Annotated in this window: 15 protein-coding genes and 3 tRNA genes; 16 read left to right on the forward strand and 2 right to left on the reverse strand. The window is 43.1% G+C overall.

Annotation, left to right across the window (positions count from 1 at the left end):
- Window positions 1-6: 6 nt before the first annotated feature.
- Window positions 7-83 (reverse strand) — tRNA-Pro (locus BLT15_RS04810).
- Window positions 84-278: 195 nt separating this feature from the next.
- On the opposite strand from BLT15_RS04810, the gene surE reads away from it, so the two are divergent.
- On the forward strand, window positions 279-1,061 hold the full coding sequence (gene surE / locus BLT15_RS04815; protein WP_089759209.1) for a 5'/3'-nucleotidase SurE: 783 nt from the start codon (window positions 279-281) through the stop codon (window positions 1,059-1,061).
- A 21-nt stretch (window positions 1,062-1,082) separates the two neighbouring features.
- Entirely contained in the window at window positions 1,083-1,589 is a 507-nt protein-coding gene (locus tag BLT15_RS04820; protein ID WP_089759212.1) for a TIGR00725 family protein, read from the forward strand.
- Window positions 1,590-1,638: 49 nt separating this feature from the next.
- Here BLT15_RS04820 and BLT15_RS04825 read toward each other — a convergent pair.
- A tRNA-Thr gene (locus BLT15_RS04825) sits at window positions 1,639-1,714 on the reverse strand.
- Between the two features lie 147 nt (window positions 1,715-1,861).
- Between BLT15_RS04825 and BLT15_RS04830 the strand changes: the two genes are divergently transcribed.
- The 14 genes from BLT15_RS04830 to BLT15_RS04895 form a co-directional block, all read left to right on the forward strand.
- Window positions 1,862-2,158: a DUF2103 domain-containing protein gene (locus tag BLT15_RS04830; protein ID WP_089759214.1), complete on the forward strand. Its 297-nt coding sequence runs from the start codon at window positions 1,862-1,864 to the stop codon at window positions 2,156-2,158.
- A 97-nt stretch (window positions 2,159-2,255) separates the two neighbouring features.
- Window positions 2,256-2,332 (forward strand) — tRNA-Pro (locus BLT15_RS04835).
- 197 nt (window positions 2,333-2,529) lie between these two features.
- Window positions 2,530-3,873, forward strand: a complete 1,344-nt coding sequence (gene rimO, locus BLT15_RS04840) for a 30S ribosomal protein S12 methylthiotransferase RimO (RefSeq protein WP_089759216.1) — start codon at window positions 2,530-2,532, stop codon at window positions 3,871-3,873.
- Complete coding sequence (gene pgsA / locus BLT15_RS04845) at window positions 3,857-4,414, forward strand: CDP-diacylglycerol--glycerol-3-phosphate 3-phosphatidyltransferase (RefSeq protein WP_089759218.1); 558 nt, start codon at window positions 3,857-3,859, stop codon at window positions 4,412-4,414. The genes rimO and pgsA overlap by 17 nt, the downstream gene beginning before the upstream one ends.
- Before the next feature lie 28 nt (window positions 4,415-4,442).
- Complete coding sequence (locus BLT15_RS04850; protein ID WP_089759220.1) at window positions 4,443-4,889, forward strand: phosphatidylglycerophosphatase A family protein; 447 nt, start codon at window positions 4,443-4,445, stop codon at window positions 4,887-4,889.
- Entirely contained in the window at window positions 4,889-6,142 is a 1,254-nt protein-coding gene (locus tag BLT15_RS04855; protein WP_089759222.1) for a CinA family nicotinamide mononucleotide deamidase-related protein, read from the forward strand. The genes BLT15_RS04850 and BLT15_RS04855 overlap by 1 nt, the downstream gene beginning before the upstream one ends.
- Before the next feature lie 147 nt (window positions 6,143-6,289).
- On the forward strand, window positions 6,290-6,868 hold the full coding sequence (thpR, locus tag BLT15_RS04860; RefSeq protein ID WP_159429820.1) for an RNA 2',3'-cyclic phosphodiesterase: 579 nt from the start codon (window positions 6,290-6,292) through the stop codon (window positions 6,866-6,868).
- 78 nt (window positions 6,869-6,946) lie between these two features.
- Window positions 6,947-7,993, forward strand: coding sequence for a recombinase RecA (recA, locus tag BLT15_RS04865; protein WP_089759227.1), 1,047 nt, complete (start codon window positions 6,947-6,949; stop codon window positions 7,991-7,993).
- Window positions 7,980-8,447 (forward strand): regulatory protein RecX, encoded by a 468-nt coding sequence (locus tag BLT15_RS04870; protein WP_089759229.1) that lies wholly within the window; start codon window positions 7,980-7,982, stop codon window positions 8,445-8,447. The genes recA and BLT15_RS04870 overlap by 14 nt, the downstream gene beginning before the upstream one ends.
- A 139-nt stretch (window positions 8,448-8,586) precedes the next feature.
- Entirely contained in the window at window positions 8,587-10,158 is a 1,572-nt protein-coding gene (gene rny / locus BLT15_RS04875; protein ID WP_089759231.1) for a ribonuclease Y, read from the forward strand.
- A 151-nt stretch (window positions 10,159-10,309) separates the two neighbouring features.
- Window positions 10,310-11,098 carry a TIGR00282 family metallophosphoesterase gene (locus BLT15_RS04880; RefSeq protein ID WP_089759233.1) on the forward strand — a complete coding sequence of 263 codons (789 nt, stop codon included), beginning with the start codon at window positions 10,310-10,312 and terminating at the stop codon, window positions 11,096-11,098.
- A gap of 1 nt (window position 11,099) precedes the next feature.
- Complete coding sequence (locus tag BLT15_RS04885; protein WP_089759236.1) at window positions 11,100-11,927, forward strand: PHP domain-containing protein; 828 nt, start codon at window positions 11,100-11,102, stop codon at window positions 11,925-11,927.
- A 252-nt stretch (window positions 11,928-12,179) separates the two neighbouring features.
- A complete protein-coding gene (gene rsxC, locus BLT15_RS04890) occupies window positions 12,180-13,490 on the forward strand; it encodes an electron transport complex subunit RsxC (RefSeq protein WP_159429821.1) in 1,311 nt (436 codons plus the stop codon).
- A 102-nt stretch (window positions 13,491-13,592) separates the two neighbouring features.
- On the forward strand, window positions 13,593-17,182 hold a 3,590-nt coding region (locus tag BLT15_RS04895), incomplete at its 3' end, for an RnfABCDGE type electron transport complex subunit D (RefSeq protein ID WP_143423016.1).

Genomic DNA, 17,182 nt, shown 5'->3' on the forward strand with positions numbered 1-17,182 from the left:
GAGAAATGGTCGGGCTGCTGAGATTTGAACTCAGGACCCCCTGCTCCCAAAGCAGGTGCGCTACCAAACTGCGCTACAGCCCGACATTGCAAAAATTATTATACAGTATATATATTATTTCTTCAAGGCCAGATAATGATTTTTTTATTTTCTGACATAACAACAATGGCTGAAAACTAAATTTAAGCCGAAGAAAAATTTCATTGCGAACGAAGCTTTATATCTTACATTTCCAAGCCAGACAAACAGGTATTTTATCAGTATAGGAGGATTAGATTATGAGAATACTGGTGACAAATGATGATGGAGTTCATGCTGAAGGAATCAAAGCTATGGCTGGAGCTCTTGAGGAAGAGGGACACGAAATCATAGTTATTGCTCCTGGAAGGGAGATGAGTGCCAGCAGCCATTCTATAACCATCAACAGCCCTCTGAGAAAGAGAGAGGTTAAAAATTATGATCTGGACTGCAGAGTTTATAAAGTCAACGGAACGCCAGCTGACTGTGTGAAGCTGGGGCTGCACACTCTGGAAGAATTCAAGCCCGAGCTGGTTATATCGGGCATAAATAACGGAAAAAATCTGGGATATGATGTGTTTTATTCGGGGACTGTGGCAGCGGCTGTAGAGGCTCATCTGCAGGGTTATAATTCTCTGGCTGTTTCGCTCTCAGTCAAAGACAAAAGAAACTTCAAAGAAGCAGCTTTGATCGTCGAAGAACTCATCTCAACTCATAGGCTTTTTTACGACCGCGAGGACCAGCCGCTCAATATAAACATTCCTGATCTTGCGCGGAAGAATGTCAAAGGGATTAAAGTTACAAATCTTACACCGCAAATTTATGATAGAGCAGTAGAAAAAAGAATAGATCCAGAGGGAAGAGATTATTTCTGGTTTGTAGGTGGAGACGAAGAGATCGATTTTCCGGACAGCGATATCCAGGCGGTAAATGAGGGTTATATTTCGCTCACACCGCTGAAATTGAAAACAACCGATAAAAATAGAAAAAAGAAGCTCAATCATCTGGAAAAATTTGAAACGAACGGTGATAATCAACGGTAATCAGTATCAGGAGGTGACATTTTGCAGAAAAGAGACCATCTCAAGACAGAAAATGTTGAATACATCGGAGTTATAGGAGCGGAAAGCTCGATAGGCCAAAAGATTCATCATAAAGCTGAAAAAACCGGTGAATTGATCGGAGAGAGTGGGGGCGTGATGATCTGCGGGGGGAAAGGCGGAGTCATGGAGGCAGCCAGCAGAGGCTGTCAGAAAACCGGAGGCACTGTTATTGGGATTTTGCCCTCTCCAGACAGAAGTGATGCTAATTCCTATCTGGATTACAGTTTGACCACCGGCATGGGGCAGGCCAGAAATTTGATGATAGTAACCAGCTCTAAAGTCGTTATTGCCATTGCCGGAGGAACGGGTACTCTGTCAGAAATAGCTCTGGCCAGAAAACATCAAAAACCTGTAATACTCCTTGACAGCTGGCCGCTTCCGGATATTGAATATGATCACAGCACCTCAGGCTTTTATCAGTTTTCTAATCCTGAACGGACTGTAGATAAAGCTTTCGAACTCTGCTAGACTAAAATTTTATTGGGCCAAAATTATGATAATAAAGCAGAATAAAAAATGGAGCTGACGGCCGGACTTGAACCGGCAACTTGCTGCTTACAAGGCAGCTGCTCTACCAATTGAGCTACGTCAGCTCGTTTTTATTCTTTTTTATTCAACTGCATTGATATTATAACGCAGCCACGTAATTTCGTCAAGGGTTTTGATTATTTAAATTATTTTTTGAAAATTTCATTTGCAAATATGTTTTTATGTGTTATAATTCTTTTAGGTGATTTTTTATGAGCGGCAAGTACAAAATCAATAAAGTCAAACAGGAGCATACAATAATTGAAGATATACTGCCTCTGCTGGAGGATATGGCCCGCCACCCTTCCATAAAGAGCATAATACCAGGCAGGATAAACAGGAGAAGTGGAAGCGGGGTTGAACCTCATCTGCAGATCAAGTATGAAACTTCCAGCGGGATTAAACTTCAGGCCAAAAATAGTTCTTCCATACAGGAGGTATTTGTGGTAGCTGATAAGAGCCAGAGAGTCTTAAACTGGCTAAAAAAAAGCAGCAAGGTAAGATGTTAGACGATACTGGTTATTTCCCGCGTAAAATTGCTTGACAATCAGCTTTCAATTTAATATAATCTATATTGTCGATTGAGCAGCAGGACAAAATTTTGCTCGGGTTGTGGCGCAGTTTGGTAGCGCGCACGCCTGGGGGGCGTGAGGTCCCGGGTTCAAATCCCGGCAACCCGACCATTTTTAAATAAAATCTTTCAGATGCGGATAGAGTTCGGCAAATATTATCTCACTCTCTGATCGGTTAACCGCCGATCAGTTTTTTTAATGCTCTCTTTGCGGTCCGGGGACACTTAACAATATGAAATATGCACTTGAAAGTTTTTATAATAAAGTTTTATAATTTAAATAAGATGTGAAAAATCAGGAGTGTAAAAATGATTAATATATATATTCAAAATCTGGGATGTCCAAAAAACGAAGTCGACGGCCAGTATTATGCTGGTTTGATTGAGGAAATAGCCGAAGTTAAAATCGTGGACGACTATAAAAAAAGCAGTATAATTATAGTAAATACCTGCGGTTTTATCGAAGATGCCAGAAAAGAATCCATCGAAGCTATATGGGAGGCTGTTGAGCTGAAAAAATCCGGCGCCTGCGAAAAGGTTGTCGTCACAGGATGTCTCTCACAGCGTTATCACGATGAGCTCAAAGAACAGATACCTGAACTGGATGGAATTTTTGGAGTTGGAGATTACGATAGTTTTAAGGATTTTATCAAAAAAATTCTGGCTGGAGAAGAAATCAGCCTGATATCTGAGCCCGAACAGAAGCTGAATCAGAGACTTCCCCGAAAAAAAAGAGAGGGGTCTTTTGCCTATCTCAAAATTGCTGATGGCTGCAGCAAAAATTGTTCCTATTGCGCCATCCCCATAATAAAGGGTGATTATCGTAGTCGCGATAAGAGTTTGATTATCGAAGAAGCGGAAAAAATCCTCTCCGACGGCATCAGCGAACTCATCCTGATAGCTCAGGATACGACTCAGTATGGAATAGATCTGGATGCCGATTATGGAACTGTCGCTCTTCTGAAAGAGCTGCTCAAACTGGACGGGCTTGAATGGTTGAGGTTGATGTACACGTATCTCGATCAGATCGACAGGGAGTTGATCGAACTCATGGCGGCCGCCGATAATTTTTGTTCGTATCTCGACCTGCCTATACAGCATGTGGCCGAAAATGTCAGGAATAGGATGAACAGACCGGGAGGCAGCAGATACGTTCTGGATAAGATCGAAATGATTCGTTCTATAAATCCTGAAACAGCTCTTAGAACTACCCTTATGGTTGGTTTTCCCGGCGAGACCGAGGAGGATTTTGCAGAATTAAAAAACTTCGTTCGCGAGGTAAAATTTGATAAACTGGGAGTGTTCTCCTATTCGCAGGAAGAGGGAACTGATGCTGCTGAAATGTCCGGGCAAATTCCTGAAGAGATCAGGAGAAGAAGAGAAAATGAGCTGACCGAAATTCAGGAGGAAATAGCGCATCAAAAAAATCAGGAGCTGGTCGGAAAGACTCTGCCGCTTATGATAGATAAGCTGGGCGATGGAGAATTTATCGGTCGGACAGAATATGATGCTCCGGGGATTGACAACAGTGTCAGAGGCCCTATTCCAGCAGACGATCAGGAGCTATCTGCTGGAGAGATAGTAAAATGTCAGATAAAATCGGCCTATAAATACGATATTACAGGGGAGATAGTTAATGAATTTAGCCAATAAGATCACGCTGATCAGGATCGCTATGATACCCATGTTTATGCTTTTTATGTATCTTCAACCCCTGAGGCCTGGCGTGATGGAAATTATCGCGGTTTTAATGTTTTTGGCTGCGGCCGGGACTGACAGGGTGGATGGATATATAGCCCGAAAGTACAATCAGGTCACCAAGTTTGGGAAGATTATGGACCCGGTTGCTGATAAGCTTTTAATAGCCGGCGTCTTTATAACTCTGGCGGATATTCATCCTCAGGTTTCTGCCTGGCCTGTGACGATAATAATGGCCAGAGAATTTTTGATAAGTGCTCTGCGCATGATAGCTGCCAGCGAAGGTGTTGTAATATCGGCCAACATCTGGGGTAAGGTCAAAACCAATATTCAGGTTCTGGTGGCATTTTTGCTGATTCTCCATCCGGGAGTTATTTATCTCCCCGGTCCGATTCCTTTCATCATCATCTGGCTTACAGCCCTCTTCACAATCTACTCGGGCCTGGTGTACTTCTGGGAGTCAGATCTGGAATTTTTCGCTCCTCCCGAAAACTAACTTCGGAACCAATCTGGAGGAATACGAAATGGATTTAAAAAAGATGAATAGATTTTTTTCCACCTCTATGGGGCTAGGTAATTTATCCCGCGCTCCCGGAACTCTCGCTGCTTTCGGTGCAGCAGTACTGTATTTATTCTTTCCGTTTTTAGCTCATCCGCTGCTGTTACTTGCTCTTTTTATCAGTGGCACGATTTCCTGTGAAATTGAAGGGAGAAATTCAGGTATTAAAGATGATTCTACCCTGGTTCTCGATGAAATACTGGGAATGTGGATGACGTATTTATTTCTGGATGAACTCTCTTTGAGTATGATTGTACTGGGATTTTTTCTCTTCCGTTTATTCGATATCTGGAAACCTCTTATTATCGGCAGCAGTCAGCGGCTCCCCGGCGGCCTGGGGGTTATGATCGACGATGTCCTGGCAGCAATTCCCTCTAATCTTATTCTCAGAGCAATTATAAGGGTGATTTGATGAATAAATTTTCGATAATGACCATCGGTGACGAAATCGTCCGGGGAGAGATATCTGACGATAATTCTCGGATATTAGCAGATAAACTGCACCATCACGGATTTGAAATTGCCAGAATTATGAGTGTGGGCGATGGTTATGAAGAGATTAAATCATCGCTGAAATTTTTAAGGGAGTTTTCCGACTTTATCGTCACCACAGGCGGACTTGGTCCAACAGGCGATGACATCACCCGAAAAGCAGTGGCGGCAGCCTGCAGCAGAGAGCTAATTTTTAGAGAAGATATCGCAGAAGAAATTTCAGCTTATTTTGAAGATCTACCATTTGAGATGACTGATAACAATAAAAGCCAGGCTTACATTCCGAAAGGAGCAGAATTAATTGCCAATCCGCAGGGAACGGCTCCCGGATTCATGTTCGAACATGAAGGAACTCATATTATATCCCTTCCCGGTATAACCCCGGAAATGAAAAGCATGCTGGAAAAAGTTCTTACCGATAACTTTGAAAAACATCCTGCCGAGAATATTTATCTGCTCAAAGCTGCCGGGATCGGTGAGGCTGAACTGGAAGATAATCTGCAGGCTATTATCGACGAATCTGACTTTTATTACAGATTTCTACCCCACGGCGGCGTAATAGAGATCAAAATCTCTGCTGGCGGTGTTAATGGAGAAAATCTCAGGGAAATACAGCACTCGGATATAGAGGAAGAAATAAGAGCTATAAGAGATGAACTGGGAGATAAAATATTTGCGGTCAACGAGAACATCTCGCTGGCAGAAGCCGTAAAGGAGCTGGCGGTAGACCGCGGTGTGCAGCTGGCGCTGGCTGAATCCTGTACCGGAGGACTTATCAGCAAAAGAATAGTAGATGTTCCCGGGGCATCCAGATTTTATCCAGGAGGAGTTACCTCCTACAGCAACAGAGCCAAAATGAAACTGCTGGGGGTTTCTGGTGAAACTCTGAAAGAAAAGGGTGCGGTCAGTGAAGAAGCTGCTGTGGAAATGGCTGAGGGCGCCCTGAGAGTTTTTGATGCCGACATGGCCGCTTCAGTTACCGGTATAGCCGGCCCCGAAGGAGGGTCGAAGGAAAAACCGGTAGGTCTGGTCTATTTTGCCATAACCGATGGAGACCGTTCCTGCTGTCGGGAATGGCATTTCAATGGGAGCAGACAGGAGATCAGATGGTACACCTCTCAACATGCTCTCAATCGTTTCAGGCTGGCGCTGCTCAACGGCCTGAGCTGTTGATCTTTAAAAATTTGGCTCTTCTCCATATCAGCTGGTTTAATACAGTTTTAGTTATATTTCTAAAGCTTATTATTGGAAGCTATGATGCTCTGTTCACATTTAAGGTTCTGGAGAAGAAGCAAAAATTTTAAGCAGGAGGTGTTTTTAATGAGCGATAGACCGAGAATTTTTTTCGCAACTTTTGCCAATGCCCGGGCTCGACAGCTGCTGGAACGAAAAAGTAACTGGCTGCAAAAACAGCTGCCCAGGGGAATTAAATGGGTCAAACCGGAAAATTATCATATTACTTTTAAATTTTTAGGAGAAACTGATAGGGAGGTAGTTGAGGATATAAAGGATGGATTTACCGATATAACTCTTGATATAAAAGAAGGTTCTTATAAATATCAGGGTCTTGAAGCTTTTCCTCACCCGGAAAACCCCAGAGTAATTGTCACACCAGTCGAGCTTGGAAAAAAAGAACTGCAGAAAGTACAGGAAGTCGTGGAAGAAGTGACAGGCGAGCTGGGATTTGAGCCGGATGATAGGACCTTCAAGCCTCATTTAACACTGGGCAGAGTAAAAAATGATGGGCTTAAAGATGAGGTGGCTCAGTTCTTCGATGAACTTGAAGACTCCTACGTGATAAATGTCCTGGACCATCTGGAAAAAATTTCTCTGATCGAGAGCAATTTAACCCCGGAAGGTCCTCAATATGTGGAAATTTTTTCAAGAAAAATAAAATAAAGGGTTGATTTTTTTAAACAAGTGTTCTATAATGCTATTAACGTGAATTAAAATCTGCCCTGGAAAGGTGGGGTCAAATTGGCTGAGGAAGAAAAAGAAAAAGCGCTGGAAAAAGCAGTCAAAGATATTGAAAAACAGTTTGGAAACGGTGCCATAATGAAATTGGGTGAGTCGAAATCTTTAGATGTAGATAGCATTCCTACCGGAGCCCTGCCGCTGGACGTGGCTCTCGGTGTAGGGGGAATACCCAGGGGTAGGATTACAGAATTATATGGTAATGAATCCTCTGGAAAGACGACTCTGGGTCTTCATATTATAGCTGAAGCTCAAAAAAATGGAGGCATAGCTGCTTTTATAGATGCCGAACACGCCCTGGATCCTCGCTATGCCGAAAATCTCGGAGTCAACATAGATGATTTATTGATTTCACAGCCCGACAACGGGGAAGAAGCGCTTGAAATTGCTGAAGCTCTGGTAAGAAGCAACGCTATAGATGTTATTATTCTGGACTCTGTGGCCGCGCTTGTACCGCAGGCCGAACTCGAAGGTGAAATGGGCGATTCGCACGTGGGTCTACAGGCCCGGCTGATGTCTCAGGCTCTGCGTAAATTATCGGGAGCTATCAGCAAGTCCAAAACAGCCATAGTATTTATCAATCAGATAAGGGAAAAAATAGGGGTTATGTTCGGCAACCCGGAGACGACTCCAGGAGGTAGAGCACTAAAATTTTATTCTTCCGTCAGAATTGAGATACGACGTTCTCAGACGATCAAGGAAGATAAAGAAATAATAGGCTCACATGCCAGAGTAAAGGTTGTAAAAAATAAAGTTGCTGCCCCCTTTAGAGAAGCCGAATTTGATATCATGTACGGCGAAGGGATATCACAAGAAGGCTGTGTACTCGACATGGGAGTTGATCTGGATATCATTGAAAGAGCGGGGGCCTGGTATTCCTATGGCGAAGTCAGGCTGGGACAGGGCCGTGAAAATTCCAAGGAGTTTTTGAGTGAAAATCCGGAGATAATGGAAGAAATTCAGGAAAAAATCAGAGTCAAAACCGGTCTTGCGGAGTCAGAGGAAGAAACAGAAGAAGAGGTGGATACAGAAGAAGATGACGAAAGCTGAGATAAAAAAGAAAGCTTTGGATCTGCTGGCTCGCAGAGAACATTCCCGACAGGAGCTTCGGGAAAAATTGCTCCGTCGGGAATTTAGTATTTCAGAAATAGAGGAAGTGCTCGAAGAATTGGAGTCTGAAAATTATCTAAACGATTCGCGATTTGCCGAAGAATGGATCAGAAGCAGAAAGAAAAATAAGCCCAGGGGTAAAAATTTGATAAAAGCTGAATTACTCGATAAGGGAGTCGAGCGAGAAATTGTCGAAGCCAGGCTGGCAGATAATGTTTCCCGCAGTGAAGAAAGAAAAATGGCCAGAGAGCTGGCAGAAAAATGGCTGCGAAAAAAGTCAAGCCAGGATTACGAAACCAGAGAAAAAAAATACAAGCTGACAGGTTATTTGAGCAGAAAAGGTTTTTCCCGGGGTATAACCAGAGATCTGGTGGAAGAGTTAATTGCAGAATAACCTTTAATTAATTTGATTGATAATCCTTCAGTCTTGACACTAACAAAAAAAAGAGATAAAATGTTAACAGGTTGTCATTGTTATCAATGATGATTTGATCGTATTTTTGATATAAAAACGCAGTTACAAGTTACCAACACTGGAGGTGGATAAAATTTATGAATTGATCTACTGGGGGGTTTTTAGATTCCTCCCTGTGATAGGTGTTTTAGCCGGCCTTATCGGCGGCTATTTCATCAGAAAATATATTGCGGAAGCCAGAATCCAATCGGCTGAAAAAGAGGCCGAAAAAATTAAACAGGATGCCAAGAGAGAAGCTGAATCTACGAAAAAAGAAATAATTCTGGAAGCAAAAGAAGAAGCTCACACTTTTAAGGAAGAGGCCAATAACGAGATTCAGGAGAGAAGAGCTGAGCTGCAAAAACTGGAAAATAGACTTGTTAAAAAAGAAGATGCACTGGACAAAAAAGAAGAAAAGCTGGAAACCAAGGAAAGCAATCTGGAACAATGGGAAAAACAGCTCGCTAAAGAAGAAGAGGAAATTGAAACGATAAAAGAAAAACAGAAGCAAAAGCTGGAAGAAGTTGCTGGCATGAATGAAGAGGAAGCTCGCAATTATCTTCTCTCCAAGCAGGAAGAAAAACTTGAACACGAATACGCCAGAAAAATAAATGAAAAAGAAGCTGAACTGAGAGAAAAAGCGGATAAAAAAGCCAGGGAAATCATTTCGATAGCAATACAGCAATGTGCTGCTGACCATGTAACTGAAAATACGGTTTCGGTGGTTGATCTTCCCAGTGATGATATGAAGGGAAGGATTATCGGTAGAGAGGGAAGAAATATCAGAGCCTTTGAAAGCCTGACCGGAGTGGATCTGATAATAGATGATACCCCGGAAGCAGTTGTGATTTCCGGCTTCGATCCGATGAGAAGAGAAGTTGCCCGTATAGCTCTGGAAAAGCTTATAGTAGATGGAAGAATTCATCCCGCCCGCATTGAAGAAATGGTCGAAAAAGCTGAAGATGAGCTGGATAATCATATCCGTGAAATTGGCGAGGAGGCAACTTTTGACAGCGGAGTTCATGGTCTGCATGCTGAATTGATTAAAAACCTGGGGAAGCTCAAGTTCAGAACCAGCTATGGTCAAAACGTGCTACAGCATTCTCTGGAAGTTTCACAGCTTGCCGGAATTATGGCTTCTGAGCTAAACGCAGATGTTAATGTAGCCCGCAGGGCCGGGCTGCTGCATGATATCGGCAAAGCCATAGACCATGAAGTGGAAGGCCCCCACATAGATATAGGTCTCAATCTGCTTGAAAAATACGGCGAGAACAAGGATTCAGTTCTGCATGCCGTAGAAGCTCATCATGGAGATATAGAGTTCAAATCGGTGGAGGCCGTGCTGGTCGCTGCCGGTGATGCTATTTCCGCTGCTCGACCGGGTGCCCGCAAGGAAACCCTGGAATCTTATATTAAGAGACTGGAAGAGCTTGAAGATCTGGGCAAGTCATTCGATGGTGTCAAAAATTCTTACGCTATCCAGGCCGGACGAGAAATACGTGTCATAGTTGAGTCAGAAAAGATAGATGATGCGGAAGCGAGCAAAATATCTCGTGATCTCTCCGGGGAGATAGAGGAAAACCTGGACTATCCCGGCCAGATAAAAGTGGTAGTCATTAGAGAACAAAGAGCTGTAGAATATGCCAAGTAAACAATAAAACAATTCAACACCAAAAATCACGGGGACTCATTGAAAAATGTGGGTCCCTTTTTTTGAATTTGAATTCGTAAATTGGTGTGTAAAACTGAACTAAATTCTGGATTTGTGATCATAAATTTTGGATGAGGTGATTGAGTTAGCTATGAATTTTTTATTGATCGGAGATATAGTAGGAAGAGCCGGGAGAAGAGCGGTGAGAAAATATCTTGAAGATCTTATTGAAAAACACGATATAGATTTCGTTATCGCCAATGGAGAAAACGCTGCAGGCGGCTTTGGAATAACTAAAAAAGTCGCTGAAGAACTTTTTGAATACGGAATAGACTGTCTGACCATGGGGAATCACACATGGAAAAATAAAAACATCTATAAATTTATAGATGATGAACCCAGGTTAATTCGTCCTTTAAATTTTGCTCCGGGAATCCCCGGGCGGGGTATTGGATCTTTTTTGAAAAATGGTAGAAGAATTATTGTGGTTAATCTGATCGGACAAATTTTTATGCAGTCTCACGATTCCCCTTTCAGAGTGATAGATAAAAACATCAAATCTTTGAATATGGATGCGGATATTGTTCTCGTGGATTTTCACGCGGAAGCCACCGGTGAAAAAATAGCGCTGGCGCGTTTTCTGGATGGAAAAGTTGATTGCGTTTTCGGCACTCACACCCATGTTCAGACCAGCGATGCTCAAATTCTGCCCGAAGATACTGCTTATATTAGTGATCTGGGATTTTCAGGTGCGGTCGAGTCGATTCTAGGAATGAAACCACAGGAAATAATTAAAAAACACCTCACCGGCATGCCCACAAAATTTAAGGTAGGAACCGGTGCTGTCAAGCTGGAAGGGGCAATTTACAGGCACGGGCAAAACCAGATTACCCCGTTAAGAATTAAAGAAGATCAGGAAACAAGAGAGGCAGAGGTTTGAAATGGCGGCTGATCTTCATCTTCATACCAGAGCTTCAGATGGATCTTTTACTCCCAGAACAGTCGTAGAAAAGGCTGATCAACTCGGGTTCAAATATATCGCAATAACTGATCATGACACCATCACCGGAGTAAAATCTGCCCAGGATCATTCTCAGGATAAAGATTTAGAGGTTTTAACCGGAGTAGAGATCAACACCGAATTTAAAGGAGAAGATGTTCACCTGCTGGGGTATCTTTTTGATCCTGAGAACGATTCTATAACCGATATGATGGAATTAATATCTAAAAGCAGAATTGAGCGCGCTAAAAAAATTATTTCCCGATTGAAAGATGCTGGCTATCCGGTTAGTTTTGCGGAATTAGAGAATTATGTTCCAGGAGAAATTTACACCAGGTCTCATATAGCGGAGATGCTCTCTCAAAAAGGTCTGGCGGAATCATATGAAGCAGCTTTCGAGCGGTATCTGGGAAGGGGCAATGATTTTTACATAGGCAGAGATTACATTACAGCTGCCAGAGCTATAGAATCCATCAAAGAGGGTGGCGGAGTGAGTGTTCTGGCTCATCCGGGCAAGCTTGAAAATCAGGATCGGATCATTGAAGGACTCAGGAAATTTGAACTGGACGGACTGGAGGTATATTATCCCGATCATTCATCTCGAACAAATTCGAATCTATTAAAAAAAGCGGATAAGCATGACATGCTCATTACTGGAGGTTCCGATTTTCATGGTCCTGATAAGAGGAGCTCAAATCAACTTGGGACAATCAAATTGGCTGATTACCACGTCGAAAAACTGAAGAATTTCGCCCTGAGAAAATGCTGACATCTCTGCTGCCCTGACGTTCTTGACATAAAAAAATGATTCTGTTACACTAAGTTCTGGAACATTATTATCAGAGAAGCGGATAATTTTTGTCCTGTTGTGTTACAAATTTAACAAAGTTATTATTTTATACTCTGATTGTTATGAGCTACCATAAATATTAAATATAAAAATTTATTTTAATTTTTTAGGCCGGTAATCGGGCTTTTTGACATTTTAAAAAAATTGTAATTATTTTTGGAGGTGTATTATGTGGAAGATTTAAAAAAGTTTCCTATTGGAGGAGTCCATCTGCCTGAAGAAAAACACTTGACCACTGACTCTCCCATCGAAGATATGGACTTCCCGGAACTTGTAACCATCCCTCTGCAGATGCATATAGGTGCTCCTTGCGAGCCTGTTGTTTCGGAGGGGGAAGAAGTCCAGAGAGGGCAGGTTATAGCCCGCAACGATGAAGCCTTATCTGCTTTAATTCATGCAAGTATTTCAGGAGTTTACAGAGGTATTGAGTCCAGACCGGGCCCGGATGATTCTATGATCAACTGCATGGTGATAGAAAATCAGGGCCAGTCCCATGATGAAATGACACTTGAACCTGAATACAGTTTTGATGAGCTCGATAAAGAAAAAATTGTCAACAGGGTTAAAAATGCGGGAATTGTGGGTCTTGGAGGAGCATGCTTCCCAACCCATGTTAAATTATCTCCTCCGGATGATAAGCCTATCGATACAGTCATAATCAATGGAGCTGAATGCGAGCCTTATCTAACAGTCGATGATAGGTTGATGAGAGAAAAGACAGAGTTGTTATTTCAGGGGCTGCAGCTGATTATGAAAGCCAGCGGAGCTGAAAAGGGTATTGTCTCCAGCGAAATCAACAAGCCCAAAGCGGTAGAGGCCATAAGAGAAGAGGCAGAAAACTGGGACAACCTGGATGGAGTTCCCCTTGATACCAGATATCCTCATGGGGCAGAAAAACATCTGATCAAAGCAGTACTCGATAGAGAAGTGCCACGCCGGGGCCTGCCCATGGACGTTGGTGTAATCGTAAACAACGTACAGACAACCACGAAAATTGCAGAGGCTTTATACAGGGGGCGAACTCTAATCGACAGAGTTTTAACCGTTAGCGGGAGGGCTTTACAGGATCAGAAAAATTTAGCCGTACCTGTAGGAACTCCGATCAAAGATGTTATCGATTACTGTGGTGGAACTGAAACCGAAAACTATTATACAATTATGGGTGGTCCCATGACCGGCAAAAGGGTCGAAAAGATGCAAATCCCGGTCGGCAAAGGCACTTCACTGGTAGTGCTCTCAGAAGAGGAGTACAACGACCCTGAGAAAAGAGTCTGCATAAAATGCGGAAAATGTGTCGATGTCTGTCCCATGTATCTACCCCCCAACAGAATAACTGCTTTTGTCAATAATGAAATGTATAAAGAAGCGGAAATTGCCGGTTTAAACGACTGCATTGAATGCGGTGCCTGTGCTTTTGTCTGCCCGGCCAAGCGACCGCTGGTCAGATGGATACAGAGGGGAAAAGCTGCTGCTGACAGCTAAGATGTCCATTTAGGTTTATTTTTGTTTTCAGGGCAAAAACTGATGTACTAAAGACCTCAATAACAATTTAGATTTTCGGTATAAATGCGGAGGTGAAATATTTTGGCAAATTCATACGAAATGTCAGGGCCGCATATCAGGCAGCTGGATTCCATCGAAAAAACAATGTGGAATGTGGTTCTGGCATTAATTCCAGCAACATTCATGTCAGTTTATCTTTTTGGAACTTATGCACTTTATCTTGTAGCGGGAACAATGCTTGCCTGTATGATTGTAGAGATTCCTTTCAATATGAACAAAGAAGGAAGGCAGATATTTTTTGGAGATGGGAGCGCTGCTGTCACTGGAATAATACTTGGGCTCTCATTACCTCCAACCGCTCCCTGGTGGATACCAATTTTGGGCGGTGCTGCGGCTATTCTGGTCGGCAAACAGCTTTTTGGCGGTCTTGGAAATAATGTATTTAATCCGGCTCTGGTAGGAAGAGCCATACTCTCAGTCTCCTGGACCATTCATATGACCAGGTGGGTTACACCCTTTGATGGTGTCTCCACCAGCACCCCGCTGGCCACTCCAGGCGAAACTGCTTCTTTATGGGAATTATTTATCGGTACAGTGCCAGGCAGTATCGGAGAAACATCCGCTCTGGCTCTGCTTATCGGGGCTGCCTATCTTTATTATAGAGGCTATCTTGATCTAAGAATTTCAATTCCTTATATTTTAGCTGCTGCTGTCACAGCTATAATTCTCGGTATAAATCCTGTATATACTATTCTTGCCGGTTCTCTGATAATTGGGGCTTTCTTCATAGCCACTGATATGGTCTCCTCGCCGGCTACCAGGAGCGGCCGGATAGTTTACGGAATTGGCTGTGGAGTTTTAACCGTTGTCATCCGCGTTTTCACCGGTTTTCCTGAAGGAGTTACTTTTGCCATACTTTTGATGAATGGATTTTCTCATCTTTTCGATACTCTTTTTGAAGGCTATATTTTTGGTCAAATCCACCTCAAGAAAAAGAGAATTATGCAGGCGGGAGTTATAGCTTTATCAACAGTTTTATTCGTTGCCATTGCTTTTGGAGCCCTACAGCTCAGCGATAGACAGTTTTTAGAACCTCAGCACAGAGTTTTTAATCAGCATATGCATGATTTCTTTCCTCATGCTGATGGCTTCAATATGCTTGAAGAGCTTCACGATGATCGGACATTAGCCGAGGTTAAGCAGGGGGGGCGAAGAGTAGGGTTTCTAGCCTACACAGAAAGAATTGGATATGATGGGGAAATACAAAATATGGTGGCTATTAACCCGGATGGAGAAGTTATTGGAAGCAAAATTATAGACCACAATGAAAGCGCAACGCTGGGAGCTCAAATAGAAAGAGAAGATTTTCTGGCGCAATTTGTGGGCCTGAGATACGAAGACGTCAATCCCACCATTGAGGCTGGAGATTACGAGCTGGATGCTATTACCAATGCTACTCTTTCCTCTATAGCAGTAGCTCAAACTGTGGAAACATCTCTGGAGCTGGTCAACAGACAGATTCATGGTTCGACCTATGATTATTTCGATCTCCCCTCAGGTTATTATAGAGGTACTGGCAGCGGATGGGGAGGAGAAATGGAAGTAGAAGTGGCTATAGAGGACGGGTTTTTAAGAGATATTAATGTGATATCTCATAATGATACACCTCATAAAGCGCGAAGCGCCTTTGAAAGATTAAAAACCAGGGTAATAAGCGCTCAGGATACAGATGTAGATGTGATATCCGGATCGACAATGAGCTCAAATGGAATGCTAGAAGCGATTGATGATGCTCTTGCCAGCCGACATGTGGAAGTACAGGATGCTGACTTTTCACATCTATCAGACGGAAGATATAAAGGATCTGCTGCAGGACACATAGATGATATTGATGTGGAAATCGAGGTTCAGGATGGTGAATTGGTAGATATAGAGATTCTTCATCATGAAGAAACAACTTATCTTGCTGAACCCGCTCTGGAGACCTTGAAAAGCAGAGTCATATCAGAACAAAATTCCCGGGTGGAACTGGTTTCTGGAGCTACTTTAACCAGCAGAGGATTTCTGGCAGCCGTGGCCGATGCAGCTATTGAAGAAGAACCTTTTGCTATTCCTCAGGAAGATGACACTTATAGTGGGACTGCCGAAGGATATCAGGATGACATTGAGGTTGAAGTAACAGTTGAAAATGGAGAAATTACCGATATTCAGGTTATAGATCACGGAGAGACTGAAGATATAGCCGAACCGGCTTTTGAAGAGCTGAGAGAAGCTGTAATTTCCGCTCAAAGCATAGATGTGGACACCATTTCAGGTGCTACCGGGTCCAGCCGGGGATATCTTAGCGCCATCGAAAATGCCCTTGATGTGGAAACAGCGGTCGAATTCGATGATGGAGTCTATACTGCCACAGGCGATGGTTATCAGGGTGAAATAGAAATTGAGGTAGTTATTGAAGATGGAGAGATAAAAGAAATTACGGTCCTGGATCACGAGGAAACCCCTGATATAGCCGGTCCCGCCTTTGATGATCTGGAAGAGAGAGTTATAGCCGCTCAAAGCCCCAATGTCGATCTTGTAACCAATGCCACGGGCACCAGTGAAGGTTATCTTGCAGCTGTAGAAGATATTTTGCAGACAGCTGGATTAGAAGAATTAGAGCCGGAAGAACCTGAAGAAGTCGGCCTTCAGGATGGAACCTTTACCGGCGTCGGAGAAGGGTACAATGACGATATCGAAGTTGAAATTACAGTTGAAGACGAAGAAATAACTGAAATTGAAGTAATAAGCCATAGTGAGACAGAAGACATAGCTGAGCCAGCTTTTGAAGATCTGAGAGATGAAGTTTTAGACGCTCAGAGCACTGATGTGGACACTATATCTGGAGCTACTGGCTCGAGCGAAGGATTCCTGGCAGCTGTCGATGCTGCCCGCAACGAAGCAAGAGAAGAAGCACCGGAAGAGGAGCCTGAGGTAGATGAGGAAGTCTTTGAAGACGGTACCTTCACCGGTATAGAAGAAGGATATAACAATGATATTGAAATTGAGGTTACCCTGGAAGATAATGAAATTGTCGACATTCAGGTGCTTGCCCATGAAGAAACTGAAGATATAGCTGAACCGGCTTTTGAGGATCTCATAGATGATGTTATCGCCGCCCAAAGCACCGATGTAGATACTGTATCGGGAGCTACCGGTTCCAGCGAAGGTTTTCTGACTGCTGTCGATGACGCCCTGGACGAAGCCAGTCGAGATGAAGTACCCGACGAAGACGAAGTCCCGGAAATCGGAGAACCAGAAATGGAGCTAAGTGATGGAAGATTTACCGGCGAAGCTGTCGGATATAATGATGATATTGCTCTTGAGGTTGTAATTGAAAACGGGTTGATCGTTGGAATTGATGTATTAGAACATGACGAAACACCGGATATAGCCGAACCAGCCTTTGAGGAAATGAAAGACAGAGTTGTAAGTGCTCAAAGTACAGATGTGGATACAGTCACAGAAGCCACTGGCTCCAGCGAGGGCTTTCTGAGGGCGTTAAATGTCGCTTTAACCGAATCTCAGGAAGAGCTTGAAGAAGAGCCGGAAGCAATTTATGAACCCGGTGAATATACCGGCGTTGGTGAAGGCTACAATGATGACATAGAAGTGCAAATCACCGTTGACGA

It is taken from the genome of Halarsenatibacter silvermanii (assembly GCF_900103135.1).
In the GTDB taxonomy this organism is placed as follows: domain Bacteria; phylum Bacillota; class Halanaerobiia; order Halanaerobiales; family Halarsenatibacteraceae; genus Halarsenatibacter; species Halarsenatibacter silvermanii.